General features: G+C 71.6%; 13 protein-coding genes. 9 read left to right on the forward strand and 4 right to left on the reverse strand.

Going from position 1 to position 14,975, the window contains the following annotated elements; all coding sequences use genetic code 11:
* Positions 1–119 precede the first annotated feature (119 nt).
* From AB5J49_RS29760 to AB5J49_RS29770, 3 genes are all read left to right on the forward strand, one after another.
* Positions 120–1,733: a glycoside hydrolase family 20 protein gene (locus AB5J49_RS29760; RefSeq protein ID WP_369175307.1), complete on the forward strand. Its 1,614-nt coding sequence runs from the start codon at positions 120–122 to the stop codon at positions 1,731–1,733.
* An 84-nt stretch (positions 1,734–1,817) separates the two neighbouring features.
* Complete coding sequence (locus AB5J49_RS29765) at positions 1,818–2,315, forward strand: hypothetical protein (protein ID WP_369171921.1); 498 nt, start codon at positions 1,818–1,820, stop codon at positions 2,313–2,315.
* A gap of 117 nt (positions 2,316–2,432) precedes the next feature.
* Positions 2,433–3,044 carry a hypothetical protein gene (locus tag AB5J49_RS29770; protein WP_369171922.1) on the forward strand — a complete coding sequence of 204 codons (612 nt, stop codon included), beginning with the start codon at positions 2,433–2,435 and terminating at the stop codon, positions 3,042–3,044.
* Positions 3,045–3,084: 40 nt separating this feature from the next.
* On the opposite strand, the gene AB5J49_RS29775 is transcribed toward AB5J49_RS29770, so the two are convergent.
* Entirely contained in the window at positions 3,085–3,573 is a 489-nt protein-coding gene (locus AB5J49_RS29775) for a DUF1877 family protein (protein WP_369171923.1), read from the reverse strand.
* Positions 3,574–3,763: 190 nt separating this feature from the next.
* Between AB5J49_RS29775 and AB5J49_RS29780 the strand changes: the two genes are divergently transcribed.
* A complete protein-coding gene (locus tag AB5J49_RS29780) occupies positions 3,764–4,159 on the forward strand; it encodes a hypothetical protein (protein ID WP_369171924.1) in 396 nt (131 codons plus the stop codon).
* A gap of 165 nt (positions 4,160–4,324) precedes the next feature.
* Here the strand turns inward: AB5J49_RS29780 and AB5J49_RS29785 are convergent, their stop codons facing one another.
* Together AB5J49_RS29785 and AB5J49_RS29790 are read right to left on the reverse strand one after the other, a co-directional pair.
* Positions 4,325–6,973: an N-acetylmuramoyl-L-alanine amidase gene (locus AB5J49_RS29785; protein ID WP_369171925.1), complete on the reverse strand. Its 2,649-nt coding sequence runs from the start codon at positions 6,971–6,973 to the stop codon at positions 4,325–4,327.
* Positions 6,974–7,258: 285 nt separating this feature from the next.
* Positions 7,259–8,146, reverse strand: coding sequence for a septum formation family protein (locus AB5J49_RS29790; RefSeq protein WP_369171926.1), 888 nt, complete (start codon positions 8,144–8,146; stop codon positions 7,259–7,261).
* 252 nt (positions 8,147–8,398) lie between these two features.
* Between AB5J49_RS29790 and AB5J49_RS29795 the strand changes: the two genes are divergently transcribed.
* From AB5J49_RS29795 to AB5J49_RS29810, 4 genes are all read left to right on the forward strand, one after another.
* Positions 8,399–9,016, forward strand: coding sequence for an RNA polymerase sigma factor (locus AB5J49_RS29795; protein ID WP_369171927.1), 618 nt, complete (start codon positions 8,399–8,401; stop codon positions 9,014–9,016).
* A 210-nt stretch (positions 9,017–9,226) separates the two neighbouring features.
* On the forward strand, positions 9,227–10,057 hold the full coding sequence (locus AB5J49_RS29800) for a hypothetical protein (RefSeq protein ID WP_369171928.1): 831 nt from the start codon (positions 9,227–9,229) through the stop codon (positions 10,055–10,057).
* Positions 10,058–10,366: 309 nt separating this feature from the next.
* Positions 10,367–11,029 (forward strand): RNA polymerase sigma factor, encoded by a 663-nt coding sequence (locus AB5J49_RS29805; RefSeq protein WP_369171929.1) that lies wholly within the window; start codon positions 10,367–10,369, stop codon positions 11,027–11,029.
* Complete coding sequence (locus AB5J49_RS29810) at positions 11,029–12,117, forward strand: hypothetical protein (RefSeq protein WP_369171930.1); 1,089 nt, start codon at positions 11,029–11,031, stop codon at positions 12,115–12,117. The genes AB5J49_RS29805 and AB5J49_RS29810 overlap by 1 nt, the downstream gene beginning before the upstream one ends.
* Before the next feature lie 203 nt (positions 12,118–12,320).
* Here AB5J49_RS29810 and AB5J49_RS29815 read toward each other — a convergent pair whose 3' ends face one another.
* Complete coding sequence (locus tag AB5J49_RS29815) at positions 12,321–13,136, reverse strand: L,D-transpeptidase family protein (protein WP_369171931.1); 816 nt, start codon at positions 13,134–13,136, stop codon at positions 12,321–12,323.
* A 257-nt stretch (positions 13,137–13,393) separates the two neighbouring features.
* On the opposite strand from AB5J49_RS29815, the gene AB5J49_RS29820 reads away from it, so the two are divergent.
* The gene (locus tag AB5J49_RS29820) at positions 13,394–14,974 is read left to right on the forward strand and encodes a methylmalonyl-CoA mutase (protein WP_369171932.1); all 1,581 of its coding nucleotides are present in this window, start codon (positions 13,394–13,396) and stop codon (positions 14,972–14,974) included.
* Position 14,975 lies beyond the last annotated feature (1 nt).

Consider the following 14,975-nt stretch of genomic DNA (forward strand, 5'->3'; position numbering starts at 1 on the left):
GAGAGTTTCGGAACGTGTGGTGGACGTCTGAGGGCGGCCCCAGGGCCTAGGTTGGCGCCGTGAGCCAGCACAAGCACAGGCGCCGGGCACCGGCGAAGAGGGCGCTGAAGCAGACGTGGGTGCTGATCGTCGCGGTGGTCGTCGTGACGGTCGCGGCCGGGGTGAGTCTCGGGCTGCTGGCCACCGGCGACGACGGAGGGCCTACCGGGTCGCAGCAGGGGCGGTCGGCCGCGGGCACGTCCGAGGCCGCTTCGTCCTCCGCGCCGAGGAAGAAGGCGAGCCCGACTCCGAAGCCCACCCGGTCGTACCCGCTCTCGAAGGCCCCCCGCACCATCCCGGCCGTGACCTCCCACACCGCCGCCCGCGGGCCCGGCTGGCGTCCGGCGCGCGGGGAGCGGGTCGTCGTGAGCGACGCGGAGCTCGCCGACGAGGGGCGGCTCGTCGCCGGTGAGCTGGGGCTGACGTACGCCGGCGAGAAGGACGACGTGCGGGCCGGGGACCTGCGGCTGGCCCTGAACGGCGACGAAGGCGCCGACCCGGAGTCGTACACCATGACCGTGCGCGGCGGGCGGGTGACCATCAGCGGGCCGGCTGAGGCGGGGGTCTTCTACGGGACGCGGACACTCAAGCAGGAGGTGCACGGCGGGGGCACAGCGCCGGAGGGGGTCGTGCGGGACGAGCCGGCCAAGCCCGTGCGCGGGTTCATGCTCGACATCGCCCGCAAGCACTTCAGCGCCGACTGGATCGAGGATCGGGTGCGGGAGCTGGGGGACCTGAAGTTCAACCAGCTGGGGCTGCACTTCTCCGACGACCAGGGGTTTCGGATCGAGTCCGATTCGCATCGCGAGATCGTGTCCCAGCAGCATCTGACCAAGGTGCAGGTCAGGAAGATCGTCAAGCTGGCGGCCGACCGGCACATCACCGTCGTGCCCGAGATCGACTCGCCCGGGCACCTCGGGGCGGTCATCGCCGCGCACCCGGAGCTGCAGCTGCGCAACGCGTCGGGAGTCGCCACGCGCGGGGCGATCGACATCTCCGACCCCGACTCCGCCGCCATCGTCGACGATCTGCTCAACGAGTACGCCGGTCTCTTTCCCGGCAACCAGTGGCATCTCGGCGGGGACGAATACCAGGCGCTGACCGTGTCCGACCCGGAGCTGAGCTATCCGAAGCTCGCCGCCGCCGCGCGGGAGGCCTACGGCTCCGGCGGGACCGTCGCCGACCTGACCACCGGGTGGCTCAACGACCGCGCCGACACGGTCCGGGCCCACGACCGGGTTCCCCGCGCCTGGAACGACGGGTTCTTCCGCGACACGTCCGTCCAGCCGGACAAGGAGATCCAGGTCGCGTACTGGACCGGCAAGGAGATCGGGGCGCGGGTGCCGGTGGAGTATCTGAAGGCCGGGCGCGAGCTGATCAACTACAACGACGAGTTCCTGTACTACGTGCTCGGGCAGCCGCAGACCTTCGTCTATCCCACGGGGCAGCGGATCTACGAGCAGTGGACGCCGCGGGTCGTGCGGGGGACGGCGGCCGTGCCGGCCGGTTACGACGACCAGATCCTGGGCGGCTCCTTCGCGGTGTGGTGCGACCTGTCGAACGCGCAGACTCAGGCGCAGGTCGCGGCCGGGATCCGGATGCCGTTGCGGGCCACGGTGCAGAAGCTGTGGGACGCGGGGAAGCCGGAGCTGTCCTGGACGGAGTTCAGGGCGCTCGCCGACCGGCTGAGCTGAGGATTTGGCCCATACGGCTGCGAACCCGCGTACGACTGTGGTGTATTCGGCCCGAGCCGAACCGAGCAGCCAGGGGGAACCGGGATGGGCTACTGGGGGTACTTCGTCGTGGGCCGCGGTGAGCGGCCGCTGGCGGACCTGGAGGCGCTGGCGGGCGCCGAGGGCATGACCCTGCGCGATCGGGCGCCGGGCGGCTGGCAGGTGTGGGAGTACCCGAGCGGGGAGGGCGAGGTCGGGAGCATGAACGCCCTGGCCCGCGAGACCGGGGCGCCCGCGCTCTTCGGGTACGTCATGGACAGCGACTGCGTGGTCGTGGAGGCCGCGGCGCCCGAGAGCGGGGCGTGGACGACCTGTCTGGCACGGGGCGCGATGGCCGGGTACCTCGGTGAGGACGGGCTCACGGTCGAGGACTACTTCCTCGAACCCCCTGACGCCGCCGAGCGGGCCGTCGCCTGGGCCGCCGAGGCCGGGCACGAGGTGAACGCCGAGCCGTTGATCGACGTACTCACCGCTGAAGCGGACCCCATGGCCGAAAACCTCTTCTTCCGGCTGCTCGACCGGCTCGGCGTCGTGCCGCTGTGACACTCACGGGCCGTTGCACGCAGTAAGGGGAAGTGTGGGCTCCGTTAAGGAAGGAGCCTTCCAGGGGCCTGTGCGGGGACCCCGACCCTCATGACTGACCCGCTTAGGGAGGCGTGGATGAGCCTGGTGGAACTGATCGCTCAGGCCGACGAACGCGGACTGGCCGCCGGTGGGTTGGCTTGTTTGGATCGGTGTGTGCCCCTGCTGGGCGGTGACGACGAGGTGCTGCGGCCGCTGTGGGCGAACCTCGCGGCCGGCGGGGATCCGGCCGCGTGGGGCGAACTGCTGGACCAGGTGCGCGCCAAGCTGGGCGTCGCGGAGGTCGTGGACGACGAGGACGTCGAGGACGAGGCCGCGCTGCTCGCCCGGCGGATGCTGGCCGCCGCTCCTGCCGTACGGTCCGCCCCCGAGGCACGCATATGGGCCGACGCCTGCTCGGTCGCCTCGCTGCAGATACACCGGCTGCTCGACCCCGCGGAGGACGACGCGACCTCGGCCGACGCCCTGCCTCAGGCACTCAACTCCGTTCGGGCAGGTGGGGCCGTCGTCGAGGGGCGTGCGCAGGGCATGTCGCCGCTCGTTGCCGCCGAACTGCGCCGCCAGGTGAGCGTCCTGGAACTCCTCGCCCAGCACGGGGCGGGCGGACTGCGCCGGGCGCTGGAGGTGTCGACGGAAGGGCGGCGCGTGCTGCGGGCGGTGGTGTCGCGGCGGGCTCGCGGGAGGGCCTGACGCCAGGCGCACCCGTGACCGCCCGGTCCCTCCCGGGCCGTCAGCTCATCAGCCACTTCACCACCGCGTCGCCGTAGTCGGCCGTCCGCGCGTAGAAGGCGGTCAGGTCGCGGTGGGTCGCCGCGAACAGGCCGCGCATCTCGGGTTCCGCGTCCGGTGCGCCGTACGGCCGCAGCAGCTGCACGCGCGCGTGCCGCCACAGGTCGTCGAAGTCGGCCGCCCTGAGGTAGTCGGCGACCTCGGTCACCTGGGACGCGGTGAGCACCAGGAACGGGGGCAGTGCCGAGTGGGTGTGGAACACCGGTCGGCCGCCGAGGACCACATGGGTGCGGGGGCCTTCCGGTGCGTGGTTCGGGGGGATGCCGCAGTAGAGGAGCTCGACCTCGCCGTAGAGCCTGTCGAGCACCTCCTCGCGATGCCGGCCGATCCGCTCCCGCACGGTGTCCCAGTCGTCCTCGAAGAGGCGCTGGAACCAGGTCGCGCTGTTGCGCAGCGCCGGGGGCGGCACCGCGCGGAGATGGAAGTACATGCTCATCAGTGACTGGAGCGCACAGGAGCGGCGAAGCGTCACTCACGCGTCAACCCGGGTTGACGCGTAAACCCGGTTCCTGGGGGAGTCCTGTGCCTGTGCTGGGGTGGAGGTGCGGCGGTCCTGCACCGGTCCCGGGCAGTCCTCGGATCCGGGTGACGAAACGCTGTTCGGGCACGCTCTCAAGAATGTGACGACTCAGCAGGAAACCAGGCCCCCAGCCGCTTCGAAGCCGGTGCGGTGGGCGGCGGACGCGGTGGCGACGATGCGCGAGGGGGCGCGGCTGCGGCTCGACTACTCGGCGCAGAGCCTGTGGCGGGTCGACCGGATGATCGAGGGGCTGCGCGGTGAACGGACGCCGTACGCCGCCGTGGAGAACGTGCTGCGCGGTCTCGGTGCGTACGCCGGTGAGGTGATCGCCCGTCAGACCGGCGCCGAGTGGTGGGCGTCGGGCGGCGACTTCTGGATCCGCACGCCCGACGGACGGCTGTGGGACCCGATCGACGAGGCGCGGCGGTGTTTCGCGGGTGACGGGTCGCTGCGGTTGCTGTGCCGGGACGCGACGCGTGGGGAGTCGCGGCGGTAGGCGACGGCATGGGCACGCCCCGGCCGTGAACCGGGCCGTGAGCGGCCGCCACCGCGTGACATGACCGGCCGTGCCCCCGTGACATGACTCGGCCGGGACCCCGTGAATGGGCGGGGTCCCGGCCGGGTCAGGTGGTCCTCGACGGGTTGCGAGGCGCTCGACGGGTTACGGCGTCAGCGTCTGGCCCAGGTGGGCGTCCGTCGGGGTGCCCAGGGTGGTCTTGCTGTAGATGACCGCCTGGCTGTAGCCGAGGCTCGTGCTGTTGCTCGGGAGGTACAGCACGATGCCGTCCGTGCCGTCCTCGCCCTCCGCGCCGAACGTCAGGTCCGCGGTGCCGTAGCCCGACAGGTCCGTCAGCGAGCCGGAGGAGCCGAACAGGTCGCCGGTCTCCGCCGCGCCGGGGACGCCGGAGGTGTCCTGCGAGATCGCCAGCGAGCCGGTGCCGGTCAGGCCGGAGGCCGTGCCCTTGACCAGGATCGCGTCGCCCGCGTCGGACTGGTTCACACCGCTGCGGGGGAAGTCCTCGCCGGGGGCGCCGGCGAGGGCGTCCGCGTAGCCGTCGGCGTCGTAGTCGCCGACCGAGACCGAGGCGCCGAAGTTGTCGCCGGACTCGTTGCCGCCGGGGACGTCGGTCGTGTCCTGGTGGATCGTCGTCATGCCGGTGGTGGTGAAGCCGGCGGACGTGCCGGGGACCATGGTGATCTGGCCGCCGGACTTGCCGCCCGACTCGGACGCCACCGGCTGGCCGATGACGATGTCGTCGTAGCCGTTGCCGTTGACGTCGCCCGCGGCGATGGAGCGGCCGCCCTTGACGGAGATCACGCCGACCTTGGTGAGGCCGGTCGCCGAGCCCGCGAAGCGGACCACGCGGCCGATGCCGCCGGTGTCGCGGTAGTTGAGGGCGACGTCCCCGTAGCCGTCCCGGTTGAAGTCGCCGGTCGCCGCGTCCAGGTAGGCGACGGCGCCCGTGGCGGAGGTGAGGGTGCCGGTCGCCGTGGCGCCGCCGGTCAGCCGCGCGTTCCAGTTGCCGCCCTTGCCGGTGCCGGCCGCGAACACGTCCGCCTTGCCGTCGCCGTTGAAGTCGCCGACCGCCACCGTGGAGCCGAGCTTGGCGCCGGTCGCCGTGACACTGCCCGAGGTGGTGTAGGTGAAGCCGGTGTCGAGACCCGGGCCGTACAGCACCGTGACCGAGCCCCGGTCCGCGTGGCCGCTGGTGTCGTCCTCGCCGGGCGCGCCGATCGCGAGGTCCGCGTAGCCGTCGCCGTTGACGTCGCCCCATGCGGTGGCGGCGCCGAAGTTGTCGCCGGACTCGTGGGAGCCGGGGACGCCGGTGCTGTTCTGGGTGAGCGTCCGCTTCGAGGCGGTGACCGGGCCGTCGATGCCGCCCGGGACGACGGTGAGGGTGCCGCCGTTGCTCAGCGCGCGGGGCGTGCCCGTGACCAGGTCGGTGATGCCGTCCCGGTCGAAGTCCGAGGTGGCCAGGGCGTGCGAGATGCCCGGGGTCTTGGCGACCTGGGCGATCCGGGTCAGCTTGGAGTAGAGGTTCGCGCCGGGGCAGGCCGTGGCGTTGGTGTCCCGGTGGCCGAAGACCCGCGGCAGGGTGATCGACTGGCCCATCGGGACCTTGTTGCCGTCGACGCCCTGTTCCGCGCCCGAGGTGAGGGTCACCTTGCCGGTCGGGTCGATGCCGTACATCCCGAACTTCCAGGCCACGATCCGGGAGATCGCGTCCATCGCGGCGCGACTCGGCTTGGCCGTCTCGAAGTTGCCTATGTACGAGATGCCGACCGTGTTGGTGTTGAAGCCGACGTCGTGCGCGCCGCGCACCGGCAGGTCCATGCCGCCGCTGCGGCCCTCGAAGATCTGGCCGCACTTGTCGACGACGAAGTTGTAGCCGACGTCGAAGTAGCCGCGGGCGAAGTGCGCCTGCTGGATGGAGCGCATCCGGGCCCGGGACTCGCCGCAGGACAGGGTGTTGTCGCTGTCCTCGCCGGTGTGGTGGACGACGGCGGCCTTGATCTCGGTGCCGTACTCCGGCGTGCCGTCGTAGTCCGTCGACGCGCCCCACTCGGCCTGCGTGATGACCGGCGGCTTGACGACCGTCGAGGGCCGGGGCGCGGGGACGGTGGAGGTCGGGGAGGGGGAGGCGGTCGGGGACGCGGAATCGGTGGGCGTCTCGGTGACCGTCGGGGAGCCTGTGGGCGTCGGGGTGCCCGTGGGCTCCGGGGTGCCGGTGGGCGTGGCCGAGTCGGTCGGCGCGACCGTCTCGGTGGGGGTGGCCGGGTCCGTCGGCACCGGGGTCTCGGTCGCCGGTGCCGTGGTCTCCTCCGCCGCGAAGGCGGCCGGCTGCAACGCGTCCTTCGGGTCCGTGCCGGGGTCGATCAGCTTGACGTCCATGCCGGTCGGCTGGCCGCTCGCCTCGGTGCCGTCCGCGTTCACGAGGCGCACCTCGACGCCGTCGGAGTCACCGGTCCACACCGACTCCGTACCGCCGCGAAGGTCGGCCCGCGCGCCCTCGGCGCCGTCCGCCTGGCTGGGCTCGAGCGTGACCTTCTGCCAGGCCGACCACGCGCCGCTCTCGATGTCCCGGGTGCGCACCTCGGGCGTGCCCTTGGCCTTCGCGTCGGGGTCGTTCCAGGTCAGCACGACCGCGCTGAAGCGGTCGGTGCCCCGCTTGGCCAGGCCCCGGCGGCCCGAGCCGCGGTCCTTGAGCTTGAGCGTGTGGATCGACGGCTCGCGGCTGTCCCGCTTGGCGTCGGCCGGCGTGGACGGATCCGCGATCGCGTACGTCACGACGCCGGCACCGCTCAGCACGACGGCTCCCACCGTCAGCCACGCACGTCTCTTCAGACTGAGCGGTTTGTACGCATGGGTCCTGCGAGGACTCAACTGTCCCACCCCTAGGAAATGGTCACGGTCGCATCACCTGTCACACAGGTGGCATCAACGAACAGCGCACAAGGTGCAGAAACTGTCACTCGCTGACATGGCGCACCCGACGCGGAGCCCGACCGTCGCCCCACTGCCGTCGGCTCGCGGGGCCCATGAGGGGGCGGGGCCGGATCCTCGATGGACGCGGCCCCGCTGGTCCGACCGGCGTCAGGCCGCCCAGACCTCGGCTTCGTCGGCCGGGACGGTGGTGGCCAGGCCCAGTTCCTTACGGGCGGCGACCGTCTTGCTCGGGTCGATGCCGGTGAAGGCCGGGTCGTAGGCGATGTAGAAGGCGTCGGCGTCGGCGGCGTTCGCGGCCGCCTTCCAGTGCCCGGCCGCCTTCTTCAGCTGCTCGCGGAGCTTGCCGACCTCCGCGCCCTCGATGCCCTTCAGGCCCTCGAGGTGCGCGTCCAGGGCGGATGAGACGGCCTTGGCCTGCGCCTTGTAGGCGGCCAGGTCCTCCTCGACGTCCTTGTCGGACTGGTTCGCCCACAGGGCGTCGTAGACGGCGTTCGAACCCTTCAGAAACGTGCTCTGCTCGGGCTTGAAGGACTTCGCGTCGGCGTCCAACGAGCCGGTGAACGTGCCCGACTCCTTGTTGTACGTGCAGGTCACGGCGCGGTCGCCGGTCGCCCAGCTCTCCTTGGTCGGGGTGTAGTAGAAGATGGCGACGCCCTTGGGGAGCGCCCAGGTGTCCGGGGCGAACTTCCCCGCCTCGACCGGGCAACGCTCGTCGGCGATCGCCGAGATCGCGTCGTCGCCGGGGTACGAGGCCTTGTCGTCGATCTTGAAATCGGCGACGACCTGCCCCGTGTGGCCCTCGGCGCAGGGCACGATCTCGACGAGGACCTCCTCGCCCTCGCCCTTGGTGTTGGGGTTGTAGCAGTCCCCGATCTCCAGCGAGAAAACCGACCGCTGGCGGGCCACCTTCTTCGCGCCGTCCTTGGCGCTGTCGACGGCGTCCGATACATCCGAACACCCCGCCGCACCGAGGGCGAGCAGGGCAACGGCGGCGGATATGCCGCGAAGGGAACGGCGAGGTCTAAGGACCGACATGGCGTGTACATCCTCTTATGTGATCTTTATGAGGGGCGCGCGCATCGTATGCCATTCCTGTGGCAGGGCTGTGCGAAGCCCTTGCCTCCCCCACGGCGTCTCTGACTCCCGATGAGCCGCAAGGGTTGTATCCCGGGCGCCCTGTGACACTTCTGTGGAGCCGGGCGCTGTTGACCGTGAAGGGACGTGGGCAAGGGTGGCCGTACCGAGGGGTGCGGATTCGCCGCGAACCGGTACGGACGAGGACAGTTCTTGCGCCAAGGAGGGGAACCCCGCCGCGTGCACGCGTACGACGGGGAATTGGGCGCGGCCGTCGCGCGGGCTCAGGAAGGTGACGAGGCCGCCTTCGCGGTCGCGTACCGGCTGGTGCAGCCAGGACTGCTCGGGTACCTGCGTGGCCTGGTCGGGGACGACGCCGAGGACGTGGCGTCCGACGCCTGGCTGGAGATCGCCCGGGACCTCGGCCGGTTCAAGGGCGACGGGGCCGGGTTCCGCGGCTGGAGCGCGACCATCGCCCGGCACCGGGCGCTGGACCATCTGCGCAGGCTGAAGGTACGGCCCCGCTCGTCGGCGCTGGAAAAGGACGTACTGGACCTGCCCGGTGTGTACAGCACGTACGACCAGGCGCTGGAGTCGATCTCCACGGAGCGCGCCCTGGAGCTGGTCCGCGGGCTGCCGCGGGACCAGGCCGAGGCGGTGCTGCTGCGGGTGGTCGTCGGCCTCGACGCCCCCGCCGCGGCACGCGTCCTCGACAAACGCCCGGGCGCGGTCCGCACGGCCGCGTACCGGGGGCTCAAGCGCCTGGCCAAGCAGCTGGGCATCGAAGGTGTGACGGATGACGGCCCCCGGACGCTGGGGGAATCGAAATGAACAGTGAGCGTGACGGCGACGGCCAGGGCACGACATCGGCGCCTCGTCGAGGCGAAGCGGTGTGCGCGGTGAGTCGCACGGGGCGCGGGGGACGTACAGGCTCTACGAGCTTGTGAGTCACCGCTGTCATAGAGGTCACGTAGATCGCGTACGGCACGTGCATCACGTAGGCCGCATACACATCAGGTCGGACAGGAACGGGAAACGGACATGGGTGAACGGCAGAGCGGCGGTGGGTCCACCGGCCGTCGGCGTGTGCACCCTGACGGCAAGGCGTCGGGCGACTCGGCAGGTCACCGGCCGGGCCACGCGTCCGGTCCGACCGTGCTGCTCGACGACGCCGCGTTGGAGGCGCTGCTCTCCGCCGCCGTACTGCGCGGGCACCGCGTGGATGCCGAGGGCGAGCAGCGTGCCGTGGCCGCGTTCCGGGCGGCCCGGGTCGCCGGGGCGCACCGGGCGCGCACCCGGCGCCGGGACGACTGGCGGCCCCGTGAGCAACGGCGCTTCGCACGCTCGCTGAAGACCACGCTCTCCCTGTTCATCGCGAGCCTCGCGCTGGGCGGTGCCGCGTTCGCCGCGATCGGTTCGGCCGGTTCCTCGGACGCCCCCGCCGGCGACAAGGGCGGGCCCGACCCGTCGAGCAGCGCTCCCGGTCTGCCGGCCGCCGAGCCGTCCTCCGCCGCGTCCGACGCCGCCTCCGGCAGGCCCGGCCATCCGGCCACCGCCCAGGACACCGAGGCGAAGTGCCGCGCCTACGAGCAGGTCGAGGACCACGAGAAGGCCTTGGACTCGACGGCCTGGCAGCTGCTCGTCACGGCAGCGGGCGGCAAGGACGAGGTGGCCGCGTACTGCGCCGAGCAACTGGCGGCGGCGAAGAACGAGCCGACCCGGAAGGCCGACGGGGGCGCTGCCGCCAGTAACGGCCAGGGCCCGGGTGACAAGAGGCAGAGCGTCCAGGGCCCGACCGGGCAGGGGCCGAGCGGTGAGAACGCGTCCGGCCAGGCTGCCGAGAAGTCCGAGAAGGCCGGCAAGCAGGACTGACGTCGGACCGACGTCGGACTGATGTCCTCGGCCGAGGCAACGGCCGGGGCCGCCACCCCCCACAGGAGAGGCCCCGGCCGTCGCGCGGCACGGGCCGCGCGGCGGCCCGTACTCTCTACAGCGCCACGACTGCGTTTTCTGTCACACCTCGGCGGGGACATTGCGTTGTCCTGGGTAGTTGCATGCTGTACGGACATGGACGAGCGGCTCTTTCAGGCCGTAACGTGCCTTTCGCGCCGGACGCGGAGGGTGTATCACCACCGCAACGACCTGCGGTCTTGAAACCGCAACCATCAATTGAGGTACCTAGTGCTGGGGGACGACGCGGAGCTGACGGCCGCGGTGCTTGCGGCACAGGACGGGGACGAGACCGCGTTCCGGACTGTGTACCGCTCCGTGCACCCGCGGCTGCTCGGGTACGTACGGACGCTGGTCGGCGACCCCGACGCCGAGGACGTCGCGTCGGAGGCATGGCTGCAGATAGCGCGTGACCTGGAGCGATTCAGCGGGGACGCGGACCGCTTCCGCGGCTGGGCCGCCCGGATAGCCCGCAACCGCGCGCTGGACCACATACGTATGCGCGGCCGCCGCCCCGCCATCGGAGGCGACGAGACGGAGCTGAACGGGAAGGCCGCCGAGTCCGACACCGCGGGCGAGGCCATGGAAGCCCTGGCCACCGACGGCACCCTCTCCCTCATCGCGCGCCTGCCGCAGGACCAGGCGGAGGCCGTCGTCCTGCGCGTGGTCGTGGGGCTCGACGCCAAGACGGCCGCGGAGACGCTCGGCAAGCGTCCGGGTGCCGTACGGACCGCCGCGCACCGGGGCCTGAAGCGGCTCGCCGAGCTGCTCGGCGACGATCCGGAATCGGCTGGGGTCCTCGACGCCCTGCCTCCCCAGCGAGGAACCCGCGACCGTGCGGTGACGTCTGCGAGTGTGACGCAAAGCGTCACGCGGACGCAGAAGGATGTGTGATGGCCGACGAGCAGTACAGGTGGCTGGACCGCGAAACTGCGGAGCGATTGCTGCGCGGAGAGTCACTCGAAGCCGTCGACGCGGCCGACCGTGACCAGGCCGAACAGCTTGCCAAGACGCTTGAGTCCCTGACCGTCGAACCCCCGCTGAGCAGCGCGGAACTCCCCGGAGAGGCCGCCGCGTTGGCGGCTTTCCGTGCGGCGCGCGCGGACCGGGCCGACGCTCCCGGGACGGTCGGCCACGGCTCCGCCTCCCACGCCTCCCAGGGTTCCGTCGCCGGGCTCGTCCGCCTCGGCGCCCCCGTCCGCGCCGCCCGTCGCCCCCGCCGGGCCCGCCCCGTACGGCTCGGTCTCGCCGCCGCGTTGGCCGTCGGCATGGTCGGCGGGGTCGCCGTCGCGGCCGGAACCGGAGTCCTGCCGCCGCCGTTCGACCGCGACGAGCGGGGCCGCCCGGCCGCCTCGGTCTCGGCACCGGTGTCGCAGCACCCGCTCATCTCGCCCTCGCCGGAGAACGGTGCGCAGGGCGTGCCCACCCCCGACGGCGGCTCTCCGACCCCCACGGGCTCCGGGAGCACCCAGGACACGGCACCCGGTGGCCCGGACAAGGACCACGAAACCGCCGCCCCGGGCCGTGAGGAACGCTCCGGCGGCTGGTGGCGCGCCGTCACCTCGTCCTGCCGCGACCTGCGCGACGGCAAGCAGCTGTCCGTCGACCGCCGCCGCACCCTTCAGAGCGCGGCCGGCGGGTCCGCCACCGTGCTCAAGTACTGCAAGAGCGTCCTGACGGGCGTCGGCGAGAGCGCCGGCTTGCCGGGGGACGACGGCAAGGGTGACGACGGCCGGGAAGCGGACAAGAGCAGGACCAAGGACAAAGACAAGGGCGACGACGACCACCGAGACCGGGACCGGGGCAAGGGCAGAGGCCACGCCGCGGTCGGCTCGGTCGGCTCGCGCGGCGGCCGTGGCCTGGGCGGCAGCCACACGGTCGCTGTCGCGGAAACCCCGTCCACCGTGGCCGGCCTCCTGTCGGGCCGCACCCTGCTGCCCACGCGGCAGCCGGTCGTAGTCACTCCCGTCACACGCCTCTGACCTGCGGTTTTGTGATTCCTGGAAATTTCTTCGCGTCGGGAGTGACACTTTCGGCCGCGGCGGCGCTGATCTGAGTGAGCCGACTGGTCATCGGCCCTCGCACAGAGCCGGGGTTCCCCCCGTACCTGCGGCTCGTGCATTGGCGCGGGCGGGACACGTTCCCCCGGTCCCGCCCGCGCCCCACTTCCTCCGCGCCCCGCGCCTCACCAGTGGACGACGACCTTGTCGCCGGTCCTCACCTGGTCGAACATCTCCGCGATCGCCCGCTCGTCCCGTACGTTGACGCAGCCGTGCGAGGCGCCGGCGTAGCCCCTGGCCGCGAAGTCGGACGAGTAGTGCACCGCTTGGCCGCCGCTGAAGAACATCGCGTACGGCATGGGCGAGTCATAGAGCGTCGACACATGGTGCCGGGACTTCCAGTAGACGCTGAACACACCTTCCCGCGTGGGTGTGTACTGCGCCCCGAACCGCACCGGCACCGTCAGGACCGGCCGTCCGTCGATCATCCAGCGCAGCGTCCGGCTCGACTTGCTGATGCACAGCACCCGCCCGGTCATGCACCGCGCGTCCGGCGCGTCGGCGGGCTGCCCGCCCATCAGGTACAGGTCCCACTGGCCGGGCTCGCGCGTCATCTTCAGCAGCCGCTGCCAGGTGACCTCGTCGGTCTTCCCGGTCTTCGGCAGCCCGCGCTTGCCCTGGAAACCCCTGACGGCCTGCTCGGTCAGATCGTCGTACGTCCCGGTCGGCCCGTCGAAGAGCCAGGCGACCTGACGCAGGCGGGCCTGGAGCTCGCGCACGTCACGACCCTCGTCGCCCCGCGACCACAGCACGGCGGGCGCAGCCGGCGTGGGCTCGGCGCTCGGCTTGTCGTCGGGCGGGGCGGACTTCGCAGACGGCGTGCCGCTCGGGAGCTCGATACGCACCGGCGAGCGCTGCTCCTCGCCCGAGGCCTGCACCGTACAGCCGCAACTCACGGTCAGCGCGGCGCCCGCAGCGAGTACCGCGGTCGATCTCCCCATGCCCTTGGTACGCAACCCGGCCCCCTGCGTCTCACCGCGGCCGCCCCCGCCGGGCCGACCACCCTGATGTCACTTGAGATGTTCCCCGCGGGTGACCGGTTGCGAACTACGCGGCATGGTTGGACACAGAAGTGAACGGCCCTGTGAGCAAGGTCCCAGGGCGGAGCCGTCCAACGGGCGCACGGCCGCCGCTACAGTCCGTTGGCGAGTCGTCTGTACTGGCGGGTAACAACCACAGTGATACGGAGGCACACACGATGGCGCGCGAGTCGGAGTCCGGACTGCCCATCGAGCCGGTCTACGGGCCGGACGCGCTGAACGGCTGGGATGCGGCCGAGAAGCTGGGCGAGCCGGGGTCGTACCCCTTCACCCGTGGCGTGTACCCGTCGATGTACACGGGCCGTCCCTGGACGATGCGCCAGTACGCCGGCTTCGGCACGGCGACCGAGTCCAACGCCCGCTACAAGCAGCTGATCGCCAACGGCACGATGGGCCTGTCGGTCGCGTTCGACCTGCCCACCCAGATGGGCCATGACTCCGACGCGCCGATCGCGCACGGCGAGGTCGGCAAGGTGGGGGTGGCGATCGACTCGATCGACGACATGCGGGTGCTGTTCGGCGGGATCCCGCTGGACAAGGTGTCGACGTCGATGACGATCAACGCCCCCGCGGCGCTGCTGCTGCTCCTGTACCAGCTGGTGGCGGAGGAGCAGGGGGTCGGCGCGGACCAGCTCACCGGCACGATCCAGAACGACGTGCTGAAGGAGTACATCGCGCGCGGGACGTACATCTTCCCGCCGAAGCCCTCCCTGCGCCTGATCGCCGACATCTTCAAGTACTGCAGGGCCGAGATCCCGAAGTGGAACACGATCTCGATCTCCGGGTACCACATGGCGGAGGCCGGCGCGTCGCCCGCGCAGGAGATCGCGTTCACGCTCGCCGACGGCATCGAGTACGTGCGTACGGCGGTGGCGGCGGGCATGGACGTCGACGACTTCGCGCCCCGCCTGTCCTTCTTCTTCGTGGCCCGTACGACCATCCTCGAAGAGGTAGCCAAGTTCCGTGCGGCGCGCAGGATCTGGGCCCGCGTGATGCGGGACGAGTTCGGCGCGAGGAACCCCAAGTCGCTGATGCTGCGCTTCCACACGCAGACGGCGGGCGTGCAGCTGACGGCCCAGCAGCCGGAGGTGAACCTGGTCCGGGTCGCGGTGCAGGGCCTGGCGGCGGTTCTCGGCGGCACCCAGTCCCTGCACACCAACTCCTTCGACGAGGCGATCGCGCTGCCGACGGACAAGTCGGCCCGCCTGGCCCTGCGTACGCAGCAGGTCCTCGCGTACGAGACGGACGTGACGGCGACGGTCGACCCCTTCGCGGGCTCGTATGTCGTCGAGAAGATGACCGACGACGTGGAGGCGGCGGCCGTCGAGCTGATGCGGAAGGTCGAGGACCTCGGCGGCGCGGTGTCGGCCATCGAGCACGGGTTCCAGAAGAACGAGATCGAGCGCAGCGCGTACCGGATCGCCCAGGAGACGGACGCCGGCGAGCGGGTCGTCGTCGGCGTCAACCGCTTCCAGCTGGACGAGGAGGAGCCCTACGAGCCGCTCCGCGTCGACCCGGCCATCGAGGCCCAGCAGGCGGAACGGCTCGCGAAGCTGCGTGCGGAGCGCGACCAGGCGGCGGTGGACTCGGCGCTGGCCGCGCTGAAGAAGGCGGCCGAGGGGGAGGACAACGTGCTGTACCCGATGAAGGAGGCGTTGCGGGCACGGGCGACCGTGGGGGAGGTGTGCAACGCGCTTCGGGGGGTTTGGGGCACTTACGTGCCGAGCGATGCGTTCTGAG

The organism is Streptomyces sp. R28, assembly GCF_041052385.1.
Taxonomy (GTDB): domain Bacteria; phylum Actinomycetota; class Actinomycetes; order Streptomycetales; family Streptomycetaceae; genus Streptomyces.